14 protein-coding genes are annotated in these 15,855 nt (G+C 70.0%); 4 read left to right on the forward strand and 10 right to left on the reverse strand.

All coding sequences use genetic code 11. From position 1 onward, the window contains the following. Positions 1-22: 22 nt before the first annotated feature. Positions 23-1,087, reverse strand: a complete 1,065-nt coding sequence (locus tag OG257_RS10335) for a CobW family GTP-binding protein (RefSeq protein ID WP_329206693.1) — start codon at positions 1,085-1,087, stop codon at positions 23-25. Positions 1,088-1,109: 22 nt separating this feature from the next. Continuing rightward, entirely contained in the window at positions 1,110-2,273 is a 1,164-nt protein-coding gene (locus tag OG257_RS10340) for a citrate synthase/methylcitrate synthase (RefSeq protein ID WP_329206694.1), read from the reverse strand. Positions 2,274-2,403: 130 nt separating this feature from the next. Between OG257_RS10340 and OG257_RS10345 the strand changes: the two genes are divergently transcribed. Further along, the gene (locus OG257_RS10345) at positions 2,404-3,756 is read left to right on the forward strand and encodes a citrate synthase (RefSeq protein WP_329206696.1); all 1,353 of its coding nucleotides are present in this window, start codon (positions 2,404-2,406) and stop codon (positions 3,754-3,756) included. A 6-nt stretch (positions 3,757-3,762) separates the two neighbouring features. Here OG257_RS10345 and OG257_RS10350 read toward each other — a convergent pair whose 3' ends face one another. Further along, positions 3,763-4,782, reverse strand: coding sequence for a LacI family DNA-binding transcriptional regulator (locus OG257_RS10350; RefSeq protein ID WP_329206697.1), 1,020 nt, complete (start codon positions 4,780-4,782; stop codon positions 3,763-3,765). Between the two features lie 186 nt (positions 4,783-4,968). On the opposite strand from OG257_RS10350, the gene OG257_RS10355 reads away from it, so the two are divergent. Beyond that, the gene (locus tag OG257_RS10355) at positions 4,969-6,642 is read left to right on the forward strand and encodes a sensor histidine kinase (protein WP_329206698.1); all 1,674 of its coding nucleotides are present in this window, start codon (positions 4,969-4,971) and stop codon (positions 6,640-6,642) included. Then, positions 6,639-7,316 carry a DUF7342 family protein gene (locus tag OG257_RS10360; RefSeq protein WP_329206699.1) on the forward strand — a complete coding sequence of 226 codons (678 nt, stop codon included), beginning with the start codon at positions 6,639-6,641 and terminating at the stop codon, positions 7,314-7,316. The genes OG257_RS10355 and OG257_RS10360 overlap by 4 nt, the downstream gene beginning before the upstream one ends. A gap of 25 nt (positions 7,317-7,341) precedes the next feature. Here OG257_RS10360 and OG257_RS10365 read toward each other — a convergent pair whose 3' ends face one another. The 6 genes from OG257_RS10365 to OG257_RS10390 form a co-directional block, all read right to left on the reverse strand. Next, positions 7,342-8,934, reverse strand: coding sequence for a solute symporter family protein (locus tag OG257_RS10365; RefSeq protein WP_329206700.1), 1,593 nt, complete (start codon positions 8,932-8,934; stop codon positions 7,342-7,344). Then, positions 8,931-9,374, reverse strand: a complete 444-nt coding sequence (locus OG257_RS10370; RefSeq protein ID WP_329206701.1) for a DUF485 domain-containing protein — start codon at positions 9,372-9,374, stop codon at positions 8,931-8,933. Before OG257_RS10370 ends, OG257_RS10365 begins: the two co-directional genes overlap by 4 nt. 131 nt (positions 9,375-9,505) lie before the next feature. Beyond that, positions 9,506-10,174, reverse strand: a complete 669-nt coding sequence (locus OG257_RS10375; RefSeq protein WP_329206702.1) for a response regulator transcription factor — start codon at positions 10,172-10,174, stop codon at positions 9,506-9,508. Beyond that, on the reverse strand, positions 10,171-11,334 hold the full coding sequence (locus tag OG257_RS10380; protein ID WP_329206703.1) for a sensor histidine kinase: 1,164 nt from the start codon (positions 11,332-11,334) through the stop codon (positions 10,171-10,173). The genes OG257_RS10375 and OG257_RS10380 overlap by 4 nt, the downstream gene beginning before the upstream one ends. Next, complete coding sequence (locus OG257_RS10385; RefSeq protein WP_329206705.1) at positions 11,331-11,858, reverse strand: DUF1453 domain-containing protein; 528 nt, start codon at positions 11,856-11,858, stop codon at positions 11,331-11,333. The genes OG257_RS10380 and OG257_RS10385 overlap by 4 nt, the downstream gene beginning before the upstream one ends. Positions 11,859-11,996: 138 nt before the next feature. Then, on the reverse strand, positions 11,997-14,123 hold the full coding sequence (locus OG257_RS10390; protein WP_329206706.1) for a DNA gyrase/topoisomerase IV subunit B: 2,127 nt from the start codon (positions 14,121-14,123) through the stop codon (positions 11,997-11,999). A gap of 433 nt (positions 14,124-14,556) precedes the next feature. Between OG257_RS10390 and OG257_RS10395 the strand changes: the two genes are divergently transcribed. Beyond that, complete coding sequence (locus OG257_RS10395; RefSeq protein ID WP_014153643.1) at positions 14,557-14,790, forward strand: DUF7455 domain-containing protein; 234 nt, start codon at positions 14,557-14,559, stop codon at positions 14,788-14,790. Positions 14,791-14,896: 106 nt separating this feature from the next. Here OG257_RS10395 and OG257_RS10400 read toward each other — a convergent pair whose 3' ends face one another. After that, positions 14,897-15,730, reverse strand: coding sequence for a S1 family peptidase (locus tag OG257_RS10400; protein ID WP_329206707.1), 834 nt, complete (start codon positions 15,728-15,730; stop codon positions 14,897-14,899). Positions 15,731-15,855: the final 125 nt, after the last annotated feature.

Here is a 15,855-nt window from a genome sequence, read left to right on the forward strand (position 1 = left end):
GGCCGGACGACGCCGGGGCCGCTCAGGCCTCGTCGTCGTCCGGCCGCTGTACGTAGCGCAGGATGCCCCACATGCTGCGCTCGAGTTCTCCGGTGACGGCCTGCTCCGGCTCCCGGCAGTCGGAGAGCCCCTTGTCCAGCGCCTCCGCGTCGATGCCGGAACCGATGAGCACCAGCTGCGTGCGCCTCGGCTCGTCCCGCGTCCACGCCTGTGGGACGAAGCGCAGAAACCTGCCGACGGAGTGCAGGGTGTACCTGTTTCCCGGATCGCCCGCGCCGAAGTCGACGTACCCCTTGATCCGGTAGAGGCCTTCGGGTCTGGAGTCGAGGAACTCGATGAACCTCCGGGGGTTCACCGGCACGTCGGTCGTGAAGGAGACGCTCTCGTACGCCGCGTGCAGATGGCTGTCGTGCTCGTGGTCCGTCTCCAGGAGAAGGTCCTCGAACGTCAGCTGACGTGCGGTGTCGTCACCGTCCGGCCGCAGCACGGGATCGACGAGCAGCTCGGGGTCCACGCGCCCGAACTCGGCGCTGATGACGGCCGCCCTGCTGCCGGCGGTCGCCACCGCCTCCCGCACGGCGTCCAGTTCCGCCGGTGCCACCCGGTCGGTCTTGTTCAGCACGACGAGGTCGGCGGCCCCGAGATGGCGGTCGATCTCCGGGTGCCGCTCCCGCGTGGACAGGAATTCGGCGGCGTCGACGACCTCGACCAGTCCCCCGTACCGGATGTGCGGATTGTCGCTGGCCAGCAGCATCCGTACGAGCTCCTGGGGCTCGGCGAGACCGCTCGCCTCGATGACGATCACGTCGAGCCGGGCGGCAGGCCTGGTCAGCGTCTCCAGGAAGGTGTCGAGCTCGCTCGCGTCGACCGCGCAGCACAGGCAGCCGTTGCCCAGCGAGACCGTCGACCCGACCTGCCCCGCGACGGCCATGGCATCGATCTCGATGGAACCGAAGTCGTTGACGATCACACCGATCCGGTTGCCGGCCCGGTTGCGGAGCAGATGGTTGAGCAGGGTCGTCTTGCCTGATCCCAGGAACCCCGCCAGAACGACGACCGGGATCTGCGGGGCGCGGGGCGGGGTCAACGTGGGCCTTTCTCGGGGTCGGTCAGGGTGCCGGTACGGGCTGGGGCGGGGGCGTTCCCACATAGCGGGCCGCCGGGCGGATGATCTTCGAGTCCTCCGCCTGCTCCAGGATATTGGCGCTCCAGCCGACCACACGCGCGGCGCAGAAGGTGGGGGTGAACATCTCGCGCGGCAGACCGCAGAGCTCCATGACGACCCCGGCGTAGAACTCCACGTTGGTGTGCAGCTCGCGCCCCGGCTTGAGCTCGGCGAGGATGACCTCCACCTGCCGTTCGACCTCGACGGCGAAGTCGACGAGCGGGCCGCCGAAGCTCTGCGCGATCGAGCGCAGCATGCGTGAGCGGGGGTCCTCGGTGCGGTAGACGGGGTGTCCGAAGCCCATGATCCGGCCCCCCGCAAGGACCTGTTCCCGGATCCATCCGTCGATGCGGTCGGGAGTCCCGATGGCGTCCAGGGTGTCCAGAGCCCGGCTGGGCGCGCCGCCGTGCAGCGGTCCGGAGAGCGCGCCGACCGCCGCGACCAGGCAGGCGGCCACGTCCGCGCCGGTGGACGCCACCACCCTGCCGGTGAACGTCGAGGCGTTGAAGCCGTGGTCGATGGTGGAGATGAGGTACTGCTCGACGGCCCTGACCCGCGCGGCGTCCGGCTCGGCCCCGGTGAGCATGTACAGGTAGTTCGCCGCGAACGGCAGGTCCTCACGCGGTTCGACCGGTTCGAGGCCCTGGCCGAGCCGGTACAGGGCGGTCAGCACGGTCGGTACGGCGGCGCAGACGGCGAGCGCGTCGCCGCGGCGGCGGTCGGGGCCGATGTCGTACACCGGGCGGAATCCGGCCGAGGCCCCGAGCAGTGAGAGTGCGGTGCGCAGGCCGGCCAGCGGGCCGGAGACCGCGCCGGCGCGTGCGATGGCCGGCAGCGCGTCGCGCACCTCGTCCGGCAGACGGCGCAGACCGGCCGTGCGGGCCGCGAAGCCGGCGCCTGCGGCACGCTCGGGCAGTTCGCCGTGGAACAGCAGGTACCAGACGTCCTCGAAGCTGCGGCTCTGCGCCAGGTCGATCGCCGAGTAGTGCCGGTAGTGGTAGAAGCCCTCGCGCCCGCGCACATCACCGATCGCGGTGTCGGTGACGATCACGCCGGCGAGGCCGCGGGGCACGTCGAGCGGGGCGGTACCAGTCCTCAAGGCAGACATTTCCGGTTCTCCTCCGACAGTCGATTGAACATTGATTCGACTGTCTATGATTGACTCAATCGATGTCAACATTGATTCAATCAATATGGAGTCCCGATGGATGCCGATGGATATGGATACGGTGGGCACCATGACGCATGAGGCAACGCGCGGCGCCGGCACGGAAGGCTCCGGCGGCGAAGACCCCGGGGAGGCGCGCAGGCTCACCACACGGGAGACGGCAGAACTGCTGGGGGTGAAGCCCGAGACCGTGTACGCCTACGTGAGCCGGGGACAGCTCAGCAGCAGGCGGAGCCCCGGGGGGCGCGGCAGCACGTTCGACGCCGCGGAGGTCGCGGCCCTGGTCCGGCGCACCGGACGCAGGGAGCCCGTTCCCGTCGCGGGTGAGCTGGTCTTCCGTACGGGCATCACGCTCATCGAGCACGACGCGTACTACTTCCGCGGTGTCGACGCCACCGAGCTCGCCCGCGAATACGGCTACGAGGAGGTCGCGGAGTGGATCTGGACCGGCGAGCTCCGTCCGGGCGTGCGCTTCACCGCGCCTGCGGAATCGCTCGCTGCGGCACGGCAGACGGTCGCCGCCCTCCCGGCCCACAGCGGCTCGACCGACCGGCTGCGGGTCGCGGTCGCCGCGGCCGCGGCAGCCGATCCGCTGCGGTTCGATCTCTCGCCCCAGGGGGTTCTCAGCAGCGCACGCGGCCTGATCCCCACCCTGGTGGCCGCATTGCCCGTGGTCGGGGAGCAGCCGACCGCAGGCAGCCACGACGTGGCGGGCGGCGCTTCCGCGTCCCTCGCCCGGCAGCTGTGGCCGAGGCTCACCCGTCAGCCGGCCGACGAGGCGTCACTGGCGGTGCTCGACACCGCTCTCGCCCTGCTCACCGACCACGACCTGGCGGCGTCGACGCTGGCCGCGCGGGTCGCCGCGTCCGCGCACGCCCATCCGTACGCGGTGGTCTCGGCGGGGCTGGGCGTACTGGAGGGCCCCCTGCACGGCGCCGCGAGCGGCCTGGCCCACCGGATGCTGTCCGAGGTCGTGGAACGGGGCAGCGCGTCCCCGGTCGTCGCCGACCATCTCCGCGCCGGCCGCCGCGTACCGGGGCTGGGGCACCGCATTTACACGGGTGAGGATCCGCGGGCCCAGGTCCTGTTCGGCCTACTGGAGGACGTACCGCAGGCTGCCCGGGCGCTGGCCGCGTCCCGCGACGTGGTCGCCACCACCGCCCGCCACACTCCCCTGCACGCCAATGTCGACCTGGCGCTTGCCGTCCTGTCGGTCGCCTGCGGCATGTCCGCGGAGGCGGGCGAGACGGTGTTCGCCGTGTCCCGCACCGCGGGCTGGATCGCCCACGCCCTGGAGGAGTACACGGAGCGGCCCCTGCGGATGCGGCCCAGCGGGCAGTACACAGGACCTCGCCCGCCGCAGCCACTGCCCGCACCGGTACTGCGGCCCGCACCGCTGCCGCGGGCCGATCCTGCAAATTAGCTACAATCAGCGGGAATTTTCGCGTGGCGGCTGAGCCGTGGAGCCGCGCACCACGAGTTCCGGCTCGAAGAGAAGCTCGTCGGACGGCACCGCACGCCCCGCGATCTGCACCGAGAGCAGCTCCACCGCTGCCCGGCCCATGGCCTCGATGGGCTGGCGGACCGTGGTCAGCGGCGGCTCGGTGCAGTTCATGAAGGCCGAGTCGTCGTAGCCGACGACCGAGACGTCCGCGGGCACGGACAGTCCGCGGCGGCGCGCCGCGCGCACCGCGCCCAGGGCGAGCGGGTCGCTGGCGCAGATGATGCCGGTGACCCCCTGGTCCAGCAGCCGCATGGCGGCGGCCTGCCCGCCCTCGAGCGAGAACATGGCCCTGGCCACCCGCTCGTCCGGAACGGTCGTACCCGCCTCCTCGGCGAGCGCGCGGGCGGCAGCGAGCTTCCGCTGCGAGGGCACGTGATCGGACGGGCCGAGGACGAACCCGATCCGCTCGTGACCGAGCGAGACGAGGTGGCGCCACGCCTGCTCGACAGCCACCGAGTCGTCGCACGAGACCCCGGGGAATCCGAGACGGTCGATGGCCGCGTTGATCAGGACCACGGGGATCTTGCGGTCGGCGAGGACCTTGTAGTGATCGTGCGGGGCGTCGGCCTGGGCATAGAGCCCACCGGCGAACACGACCCCGGACACCTGCTGCTGCAGGAGGAGCTCGACGTAGTCGGCTTCGGAGACGCCGCCCTTGGTCTGGGTGCAGAGCACGGGAGTCAGCCCCTGCTGGGCGAGCGCACCCCCGACCACTTCGGCGAACGCCGGGAAGATCGGGTTCTGCAGCTCGGGAAGGACGAGTCCGACGAGCCGGGCCCGCTCTCCGCGCAGTTGCGTGGGGCGCTCGTAACCAAGGACGTCCAGCGCGGAGAGGACGGCTTGCCTCGTGGCGTCGGAGACGCCCGGCTTGCCGTTCAGCACCCGGCTGACCGTGGCCTCGCTGACTCCAACCTTCTGGGCAACCTGAGCAAGTCGTCGCGTCATGAACGCAAGATTAGCGCAAGAACCGCAAGAAGATTGCGCTGCGGTGGAAATCACCGAAACCCATTGCACGCTCACAGATCGAGCGCCTGGAGGCAAGCCCTCCGGCTCAAGCGTTCCGGTGCGCCGACGGAAGATCAACGGGAACGGATTTCGGGAAGGACCGGAATGCCCTCTACCGTTCATACGATGAGCGCCCCAAAGACCACCGTCCGGGGACCCCGCCGGTTCGGCTGGCCGAAGCGGGTCTTCTCGCAGGTCCTCCTGATGCAGTTGACCATCATCACCGGTGTCACAGCGCTGGTCACCGGCCTCTTCCTGGCACCGCTCAGCGACCAGCTCGACGACCAGGCGATGCGCAGGGCCCTCGCCATCGCGCAGAGCACGGCGGCACAGCCCCAGGTCGCCTCATCACTGCTCACCACGGCCCCGGCCCCGGACGGCCCGGTCCAGACCGTGGCCGAACGGATCAGGCGGTCCACGGGCGCCGAGTACGTCGTGGTCATGGACAGGCGCGGGGTGCGCTGGTCGCACACCGACACAGCCCGGATCGGCGAAGTCGTCTCGACGGACCCCAGTACGGCGCTCGCGGGCAGGTCCGTGATGGAGATCGACAGCGGCACGCTCGGCCGCTCCGCCCGCGGCAAGGTGCCGCTGCGCGACGGGACGGACCGGATCGTGGGCGCAGTCTCCGTCGGCATCGCGTACGACAGCGTCCGTGCCCGGCTGCTCGCCGCGATCCCGGGGCTGCTCGCCTACGCCGGCGGGGCTCTGGCCGTGGGAGCGCTCGCCGCCTACCTGATCTCGCGCCGCCTCCAGCGGCAGACCCATGACCTGGCGTTCTCCGACATCTCCGCGCTGCTGACGGAGCGCGAGGCCATGCTGCACAGCATCCGTGAGGGTGTGGTCGCCCTCGACCGCACGGGACGCATCCGGCTGCTGAACGACGAGGCCCAGCGCCTCCTCGGCCTCGGTCCCGATGCGGCCGGCCGCCCGCTCGACGAGGCCCTGGGAGCCGGGCGGACCGCCGACGTACTGGCGGGCCGGGTGGTCGGGCACGACCTGGTGACCGTCCGCGGCAACCGTGTGCTGCTCGCCAACCGGATGCCGACCGACGACGGCGGGGCAGTCGCCACCCTCCGCGACCGGACCGAGCTCGAGAACCTCGGCCGTGAGCTCGACTCCACCCGCGGCCTGATCGACGCACTCCGCGCCCAGGACCATGAGCACGCGAACCGGCTGCACACGCTCCTGGGGCTCCTGGAGCTGGAGATGCACGACGACGCGATGGAGTTCGTCACCGAAGTCGTCGGCGTCCACCGGGCGACCGCCGAGCAGGTCACCGAGAAGGTCCACGACCCGCTGCTGGCCGCGCTGCTCGTCGGCAAGACGACGGTCGCCGCGGAGCGTGGCGTCGCCCTGCGCATGGCACCCGGCACGCTCCTGCCGGACCGGCTGGTGGACCCGCGCGGTCTCGTCACGGTCGTCGGCAATCTCGTCGACAACGCCCTGGACGCCGCCGCGGGATCGGTGGACGCCCAGGTCGAGGTGGGCCTGCGGGCCGACGACCGTACGGTGGTCCTGCACGTGCGCGACAGCGGACCGGGCATACCCTCGGGCAGCCGTGACTCGATCTTCATGGAAGGCTGGTCCACCAAGGAGCCCCCTGCCCACGGCAAACGCGGGCTGGGCCTGCCGTTGGTGCGGCGGCTGGCGGAACGGCAGGGCGGCAGCGTGTCCGTGTCGGATTCCCCGGAGGGCGGGGCCGTGTTCACGGTCGTCCTGCCCGAGGCACTCGGGGAACGGGCCCCGGACGGCATGGCGACACCCGCGCAACTGGCGACGGCAGGAGAGACCCCGTGATCGAGGTCCTGATCGTGGACGACGACATCAGGGTCGCGCAGATCAACGCGGCGTATGTCTCCAAGGTGCCCGGCTTCCACGTGGCAGGCCAGGCCCACTCGTCCACCGAGGCCCTCGCCAGGATCGGTGAGACGCCCATCGACCTGATCCTGCTCGACCACTACCTGCCGGACCGCAACGGTCTGGCCCTGGTGCGGGAGCTGCGAGCGCTCGGCCATCACACCGACGTGATCATGGTGACGGCGGCACGCGATGTCGCGACCGTTCAGGCGGCGATGCGCCACGGAGCCCTGCAGTACCTGGTGAAGCCGTTCGCGTACGCGGGGCTGCGCACCAAGCTGGAGGCGTACGCAGCCCTGCGGCACTCCTTCGAGGGCGGCGGCGAGGCGGAGCAGACAGAGGTGGACCGGCTCTTCGGCGCCCTGTGGGCCACCGGGGAGTCCGACCTGCCCAAGGGGCACTCGCCGACGACCGCCGAGCTGGTCCGCCAGGCCCTGCGCACCGCCGACGGGCCGCTCTCCGCGCAGGAGATCGCGGAGAGCGCCGGAATGAGCCGCCAGACCGCCCAGCGCTATCTCAAGCTGCTGGAGCGAACGGGACGGGTGCGGCTGTCCCTGAAGTACGGCGAGACGGGCCGCCCCGAACACCGGTACACCTGGGCTTCGGGCGCCTGAACCAGCGGCAGGAGCGGCACGGTTCTCAGGCCGCACCCGCGCCCGTCAGCGACCGGACCTCGGCCTCCGCGTACTTGGCCGCGTCGGGCGGCTCCGCGGAGGTGACCGTGCCGATCCAGCCGGCCAGGAATCCGGTCGGGATGGACACCAGCCCCGGGTTGTCCAGGGGGAAGAGCTGGAAGTCCACGCCCGGGAAGAGCGAGGTCGGACTCCCCGAGACGACCGGCGAGAGCAGGACGAGCAGCACTGCGGGAATCAGCCCGCCGTAGACGGCCCAGACCGCTCCCCGCGTGGTGAAGTTCCGCCAGAACAGCGAATAGAGCAGCGCCGGAAGGTTGGCCGAGGCGGCGACCGCGAAGGCCAGTCCCACCAGGAACGCGACGTTGAGATCCTGGGCGAGAAGTCCCAGTGCGATCGCGACGACGCCGATGCCCGCTGCCGCCGTCCTGGCCACGGCCACCTCGCTGCGCTGCTTGGAACCCCTGCGCCGGAACGAGGCGTAGAGGTCGTGCGCGACCGAGGCGGAGGAGGCCAGCGTGATCCCGGCGACGACGGCGAGAATGGTCGCGAAGGCGATGGCTGCGACCACGGCGAACAGAACCGTGCCGCCGGTGGATCCTTCGCCGCCTCCGAGAACGAGCGCCAGGAGCGGGACCGCCGTGTTCCCCGAGGCGTTCGACGCCCGTACGTCCGCCGAGCCGACCAGGGCTGCGGCTCCGAACCCGAGCACGATCGTCATCAGGTAGAAGCTGCCGATGAGTCCGATGGACCAGACGACGGACCGCCGGGCCGCCCGGGCCGTGGGCACGGTGTAGAAGCGCGACAGAATGTGCGGCAGACCGGCCGTGCCGAGCACGAGGGCCAGGCCCAGGCTCATGAAGTCGAAGCGTGCCGTCCAGCTCCCGCCGTACTTGAGTCCGGGCGAGAGGAAGTCCCGTCCGTGTCCGCTGCGTTCGGCGGCGGTGTTGAGCAGTGTGTTGACGTTGCCGTGGAAGTGCACGAGGACGAGCACGGTGAGCGCGAGAGCACCGGCCATCAGCAGGACGGCCTTGACGATCTGGATCCAGGTCGTGGCACGCATACCGCCGAGCGACACGTAGATCACCATGAGCGCGCCGACCCCGACCACGGTCCAGGACCGGGCGGTGTCGCTCGTCCCGCCGAGCAGGAGCGCGACGAGGCTGCCCGCACCCACCATCTGCGCCACCAGGTACAGCACCGAGACGGTGACCGACGAGGTGCCGAGCGCGGTGCGCACCGGACGCTCCGCCATGCGGGCGGCAACCACGTCGGCGAGGGTGAACCGCCCGCAGTTGCGCACGAGTTCGGCGACGAGGAGCAGGACGACCAGCCAGGCGACGAGGAAGCCGACCGAGTAGAGCATGCCGTCGTAGCCGAAGAGGGCGATCAGTCCCGAGATCCCGAGGAACGAGGCGGCGGACATGTAGTCGCCGGCGATGGCGAATCCGTTTTCCATGGGCGAGAAGAGCCGCCCGCCCGCATAGAACTCCTCCGGCGATCCCTGCCTGTTCCGGCTCACCCAGGTGGTGATGCCGAGCGTCACGGCGATGAACGCGCTGAACAGCAGCAGTGCCAGCGTCTGGTGGTCCCCGCTCACCGGTCGATCCCTCTCGTCATCTCCTGGGTGTCCCAGCGCAGCTCCAGTGCGGCGCGGTCCCGGCGAAGCCGGGCGTGTCGCGCGTACGCCCAGGTGAGCAGGAACGTGGTGACGAACTGTCCGAGCCCCGCGATCATCGCCACGTTGAGCGCACCGGCGACCGGGCGCGCCATCAGGTCGTGTGCCGTGGTCGCGGCGACGACGTAGGCGAAGTACCAGAGGAGGAAGGCGACCGCCGCGGGGACCACGAACCTCCGGTAGCGGCGGCGTACTTCGCGGAAGGCCGCGCTCTGCTGCACCTCGAGATAGATGTCGGCAGCACTGTGGTTGTGCTGTGGCGCCACGGGCCCGGGCGGCCCGTCGGGCGCAATGCCTCCCGTACCGTCCAGCTCGCCCCATCCGGGAGCCAGCGCGTCGTACCACGGGTCGTCGAGCCGCACTGATGCGACTTTCGGCCCTGCTTCCTTCTCCACCCGAACAACTCCCTTGTCCACGAGCCTTTTCGGTCGCGTAGCCAAGAATGGGCAGATCAGGAAGATCCCGGGCACTTCATTCGCCCGGCTTCACCATTTCAGGTGACGGAAGTGCCGGGCGGGTGTGCGAGTCCCCGGCCGTACGCATAGCGCACGGCCTGTGCCCGGTCACGCGCTCCCGTCTTGGCGAAGAGGTTGTTGATGTGGGTCTTCACCGTGGCCTGGGAGATGTGCAGCGTGCGTGCGATCTCCGCGTTGGACAGTCCCCCGGCGATCAGGACGAGCACCTCGGCCTCCCGTGGGGTGAGCCCGTCGGGCAGCTCGGAGGGCACCGGGGGTCCTGCCTCCGCCATGACGCGCTCCAGCAGCCGGCGCTGCACCTTCGGCGAGAGTCCGGCCTCACCGGACAGCACCGCCTCGATGGCCTGCACGATCTCCTCACCCCGCGCGTCCTTGGTCAGATACCCTCGCGCGCCCGCCTGCAGCGCGGTGAACAGCGAGTCGTCGTCGGCGAAGGTCGTGAGCACCACCACCTGGGTGCGCGGATGTTCCTTGCGGATCCTGCGCGTTGCCTCGACGCCGTCGCAGCGGGGCATCCGCAGATCCATCAGGACCACGTCGGGCGCCTTCTCGGCGACGAGAGCAACCGCCTCGTGCCCGTCCTTCGCCGCACCGACCACCTCGATGCCGGGCAACAGCCCCAGCAGCATGACGATGCCTTCGCGCACGATTGCCTGATCATCGGCGACCACCACCCGCGCACTCACGCAGGCACCCGAAGATTCACCACGAACCCCTCCTCGCCCGGCCCTGCCTGAAGCGTCCCGCCGATCAGTTCGGCGCGCTCCCTCATCCCCAGCAGACCGTAACCGGAGCCACTGACAGCGAGCTCCCCCGCCGAGCTGCGTCCGCCGGAGTCCCGCACCTCCAGGGCGACGGAGTCCGGCAGGTACTCGAGCCGGACCAGGACCGCGGCCCCCGGAGCGTGCTTCCGGGCATTGGTCACAGCCTCCTGTGCAACCCTCCGCACCGTCTGGGAGGCGTCCGCGGCCAACGGCCTGCACTCCCCCGCCACGAGCACCTCGGCAGCCTCCCCGGCCACCAGCTGACGCAGGAAGTCCTCCACCGGCGTCATCTCCCCTCTCAGCGCGGACAGGGCCTGGCGCGTCTCTGCGAGCCCCTCACGCGCCATGGAGCGCGCCGCGACGACTCTCTCCAGCACAAGGTCGCGGAACTCGCCCGCAGGCTCGCGTTCGATCAGCAGCCGGGCCGCCTCCAGGTGCACCAGCTGCGCGGAGAGGCTGTGGGCGAGCACATCGTGGATCTCGCGGGCGATCCTGGACCTCTCGGCCAGCGCTGCCGTCCCTGCCTCAGCCACCCTCGCCGCCCGTTCCTGGGCGAGGAGCCGCTTGGCGCTGCCCCGCGCCTCGGCATCGAGCCGCAGGACGTATCCCCCCAGGCACAGACTTCCGGTGGTGACCACCGTGGTCAGCCACCCGTCGCCCTCCACGATCGCGTAGGCCGCCAGAGCCACAGCGGTGAGCGGAACAGCCGCGGACAGCGGGAGCCGCTCCAGGGCGGTGACGGCGCACCCGCACCACAGCACGACGGCGAGGGCCCCGGCGCCCACCTCCCGCGCCCCGAACGCCGCGGCCATCAGCAGCACCAGCAGCCCCAGGGACGGCCACAGACGATGCGCCAGGGTGCTCCGGAAGAATGCGACGCCCGCCACCGCGCAGCCGGCCACTCCCACCGGGAGGACCGCGATCTGCCAGGGAGTGAACCCGCCTTCGGCGAGAGTGCGCCAGAGGAGGCCGACGAGGACTGCGGTCCATACGAGTAGTCCGATGGCGGCCCGCGGGCGTGTGTGCGCGGCTCTGGCGAGGGCTTCCTTGGACGGCCAGCTCGTCCACGTGCTGCGGTTCACGCGTGCCCCTCCCACGCGGCATGTGCGGACTGCAACGGCATCGCGCCGGCCGGACCACCGTGCGGCGCACGCAGGCTCCGGGCCCGCAGGCTCAGCACTCCGCTGCGCGCGAGCAGCATGGCCGCGAGCGACATCGTGAGAGCGGCTGCCCCCTGGTCTATGCCCAACAGCACCCCGGCACCCGCCAGCGCGGCGCGGATCGTGAGGCCTCCCGCCCACACCAGGACTGTGCCCTTGGTACCCCTGGTCCACACGGAGCCGTCCGGATCGGGCCACAGCCGGGCCGTCCAGCCCCAACCGGCACCGGTGACCAGCCCCACCACGAGCCCCGCTCCGAGAATCAGTGCGGACAGTGCCTCGTGGTGCGGATCGAGGGCCCCGTCGTTGCGCGCGGAGATGATCAGCAGGATCCCCGGCAGGACCCACCACCGCTTGTCGTCGCCGATCCGCTGCGCCGTGAACTGGCGCACGACGACGAGCGCGACGACCGCGGCGATCACCAGAGCGTGGAAGAGCGCGGACATGTATGCCTCCGACGGGCGGGAAGGTTCGAGGCCTTCGACGCTACGGAAGCACGGGGATCAGGGGATCGGCTCAGGGGTTGAGCGTGGGTGGAGAAGCTTCCTCCACCCACGGGTGGACCCGTTCGGACGTGGACCCGGTCAGACGTCGATGCGCGAGCGGTCGAGCGTGGCCGCCGAGCTGGTGATGAATTCCTTGCGGGGCGCGACCTCGTTGCCCATCAGCAGATCGAAGACCTGCTCGGAGGATTCGAGGTCACCGATGTTGATCCGGCGCAGTGTGCGGTGGCGCGGGTCCATCGTGGTCTCCGCCAGCTGGTCCGCGTCCATCTCGCCCAGACCCTTGTAGCGCTGGATCGAGTCCTTGTACCGGACGTTCTTCCGCTGCAGCTCCAGCAGCGTCTGCCGCAGCTCGTTGTCGGAGTACGTGTAGATGTACTTGTCCTGGCCCTTCTTGGGCTGGACCAGCTCGATCCGGTGCAGCGGGGGCACCGCCGCGAAGACCCGCCCGGCCTCGACCATGGGCCGCATGTAGCGCTGGAAGAGCGTGAGCAGCAGGCACCGGATGTGGGCACCGTCGACATCGGCATCCACCAGCAGGACGATCTTGCCGTAGCGCGCGGCGTCGATGTCGAAGGTCCGTCCGGACCCCGCTCCTATGACCTGGATGATGGCGCCGCACTCGGCGTTCTTGAGCATGTCCGAGACGGACGACTTCTGAACGTTGAGGATCTTTCCGCGGATCGGCAGCAGCGCCTGGAACTCACTGTTCCGGGCGAGCTTGGCCGTACCCAGCGCCGAGTCTCCCTCCACGATGAAGAGCTCACTGCGCTCGACGTCGTCGCTGCGGCAGTCGGCGAGCTTCGCGGGCAGGGAGGAGGACTCCAGCGCGGTCTTACGGCGCTGTGCGTCCTTGTGCTGGCGGGCGGCGATCCGCGTGCGGGCGGCTGCCACCGCCTTCTCCAGCACCGACCTGGCCTGGGCCTTGTCGTCACGCTTCGTGGAGGTCAGGAACGCCTTGAGCTCCTTGGCCACCACATTGGCAACGATCCGGTTGGCCGCCGAGGTGCCGAGCACCTCCTTGGTCTGGCCCTCGAACTGCGGCTCCGCCAGCCGTACGGTGACGACCGCCGTGAGGCCCTCCAGGGCGTCGTCCTTGACGACGTCGTCCTCGGCCACGCGCAGCAACTTGGCGGAGCGGAGCACCTCGTTGACCGTCTTGGTCAGGGAGCGCTCGAAGCCCGAGACATGGGTGCCGCCCTTGGGGGTGGCAATGATGTTGACGAAAGACTTGACGTTGGTGTCGTACCCGGTGCCCCAGCGGAGCGCGATGTCGACGCCCAGCTCGCGGGTGACCTCTGTCGCCGTCATGTGGCCGCGGTCGTCCAGGACCGGCACGGTCTCCTTGAACGTCCCCGTTCCGGTCAGGCGCTGGACGTCACAGACCGCCTTGTCCTGGGCCAGGTACTCACAGAACTCGCTGATTCCGCCGTCGAAGCGGAACGTCTCCTCCGTCTTTCCCTCGCCGTCGATGCCGCGCTCGTCCCGTACGACGATCGTCAGGCCCGGCACAAGGAAGGCCGTCTGGCGCGCTCGCTGGTACAGCGTCTCGAGGTTGAGCTTGGCGTCCTTGAGGAAGATCTGCCGGTCGGCCCAGTACCTCACCCGGGTACCGGTGCGGTTCTTCGGGACCCGCTTCCCCTTGCGCAGCCCGTTCGACGGGTCGAAGGGGCTGTCCGGCCCCTGCTCCGTGAACATGCCCGGAACGCCACGCCGGAAGCTGATCGAGTGGGTCGAGCTGGTGCGGTCGACCTCCACGTCGAGCCGGGCGGAGAGCGCGTTGACCACCGAGGCGCCCACGCCGTGCAGGCCGCCCGACGCCGCGTAGGAGCCACCGCCGAACTTTCCGCCGGCATGGAGCTTGGTCATGACGACCTCGATGCCGGAGAGCCCCGTCTTGGGCTCGACGTCGACCGGGATACCCCGACCGTTGTCGCGGACCTCGACGGAGCTGTCGTCGTGGAGGATGACCTCGATGCTGTCGCAGTAGCCGCCGAGAGCCTCGTCGACCGAGTTGTCGATGATCTCCCAGAGGCAGTGCATGAGTCCGCGACTGTCCGTGGACCCGATGTACATTCCGGGGCGCTTGCGGACCGCTTCGAGCCCCTCAAGAACGAGAAGGTGCCGCGCGGTGTAGTTGGAGCTGTCCCTGTCTGCGCCGCCTGCTCCGGTCAGCAGCGCAGTGGACGGCACGGAATCGGCGGTCACGCGGTTCGCTCCTCGCTGAATTTCATTTGGGGCCCAGTGGGTAACGGGCTCGGCCTCGGTAGCCGCTGAGAGCCTACCGAGGCCTGGTAGAGCGGTTGTAACGCCACCCAGGGGGAATCATTATGCTAGTCCAGCCTCGCATACGCGTTCGATCATTCGTTAGGGTGACGTGCACATCACGTTCCCTTCGAGGCATGAACCATTTAGGCTCCGGGCACGTCCTCATGAACAACCGGCAAGCCAGCCGGCGGACCCACCCACCGCAAGCAACGCGAAACCGTAGCGCTCCGCAATACGGCACATTCGCCGCCAACCGGCAACAGACAGCCATCTTGAGAAGAAGTTTCGAAGAAAAGCCACGAGCGGGAACGTTTTCGGCCTGGTTGGATGTTGACCCTGGTACGACAGCTCGTCGAGCTAGAGAAGAGGCGACGTGACTACTGTTCTGACCCCCGCGAGCCCGCTGACCGCAGCTGACCGCTGTGACCGTTGCGGCGCCCAGGCATATCTGCGCGTCGTCCTGATCAGCGGCGGTGAACTGCTCTTCTGCGCCCACCACGGACGCAAGTTCGAGCCGGAACTCAAGAAGATCGCCGCGGAAATACAGGATGAGACAGATCGGCTCACCGCCGTACAGGCAAGTGCAGCCGACGAGGAACAACACTGACACCTCGCATCCACGACGAGCCAGGGGCCTGTCCAGGACCGGCCGACGGGCGGCCTTCCCGTAAGGGGAAGCCGCCCGTTCTCGTACGTCCGGGGTGTTCGCGCAGTCAGTCCTGACCGGCGGCCATCCACCGGATCGCCGCGGAGACACGCGTGTACACACCGGGGCTCCCCGGGCTCCCGCAGCCGCTGCCCCAGGACACCAGGCCGATGAGCCGCCCACGGGCCACCAGCGGGCCGCCCGAGTCGCCCTGGCACGCATCCCGCCCGCCGGCCGTATCACCGGCGCAGAGCATCGATGAGGCGTCGTACGTGCCGTGCAGACCGCCGGGGTAGGCGCGCGCGCAGGCACTGTCCGGCAGCACACGTACCTGGGCGGCGTGCAGGGCCGACGCGTACGCGCCGTAGCCGGTCGTGTCCCCCCAGCCGTACACCTTCGCACCGGTGCCCGGCTCGTATGCGGCGTTCCCAGCTCCGGCCATCGGGATGACGCTGCTCGCCGGCAGCTTCCCCGCCAGAGTCAGCACCGCCAGATCGCCGGCGTTCGTGCGCGGGTCGTAGCCGGGATTGATCCATGCGGTACGCACCGGGATCTCCTGGCCGCCTGGTCCGCTCAGCTCCTCCCGGCCGGCGATGATCCGCAGATCGCGGACCTGGGAGACGCCGACGCCCAGGACGTCCTGCCTCAGGCAGTGCGCGGCCGTCAGCACTTTCGCGGGCGCGATCGCCACCGCACCGCAGAACTGACCGTCGCGGGTTCCTCCGAACCGGTCACGGCTGGACAGTGCCACGGTCCAGGGACTGTCCGCGATACGGGCCGGACTGCCGCCGACAACAATGCTGTCCGCCACGGCAGGGGCCTGGGGGGCGAGAGGTATCACGGCCGCAACAGCCGCCAGGGCGAACGCCACGGGCACGGCACGGACGACAAAGCGGGGCATGAAGACTCCTGACTCCGGGGTGAACGATGCCCACTCAGCGTCATCCGCACCGCAGTCGCCCGCACCCGCACACGGACGCGGGGCCCGGAACCTGAGAAGGTTCCGGGCCCCGCGTCGGCGTCTGT

The sequence above is a fragment of the Streptomyces sp. NBC_00683 genome (assembly GCF_036226745.1).
Classification (GTDB): domain Bacteria; phylum Actinomycetota; class Actinomycetes; order Streptomycetales; family Streptomycetaceae; genus Streptomyces.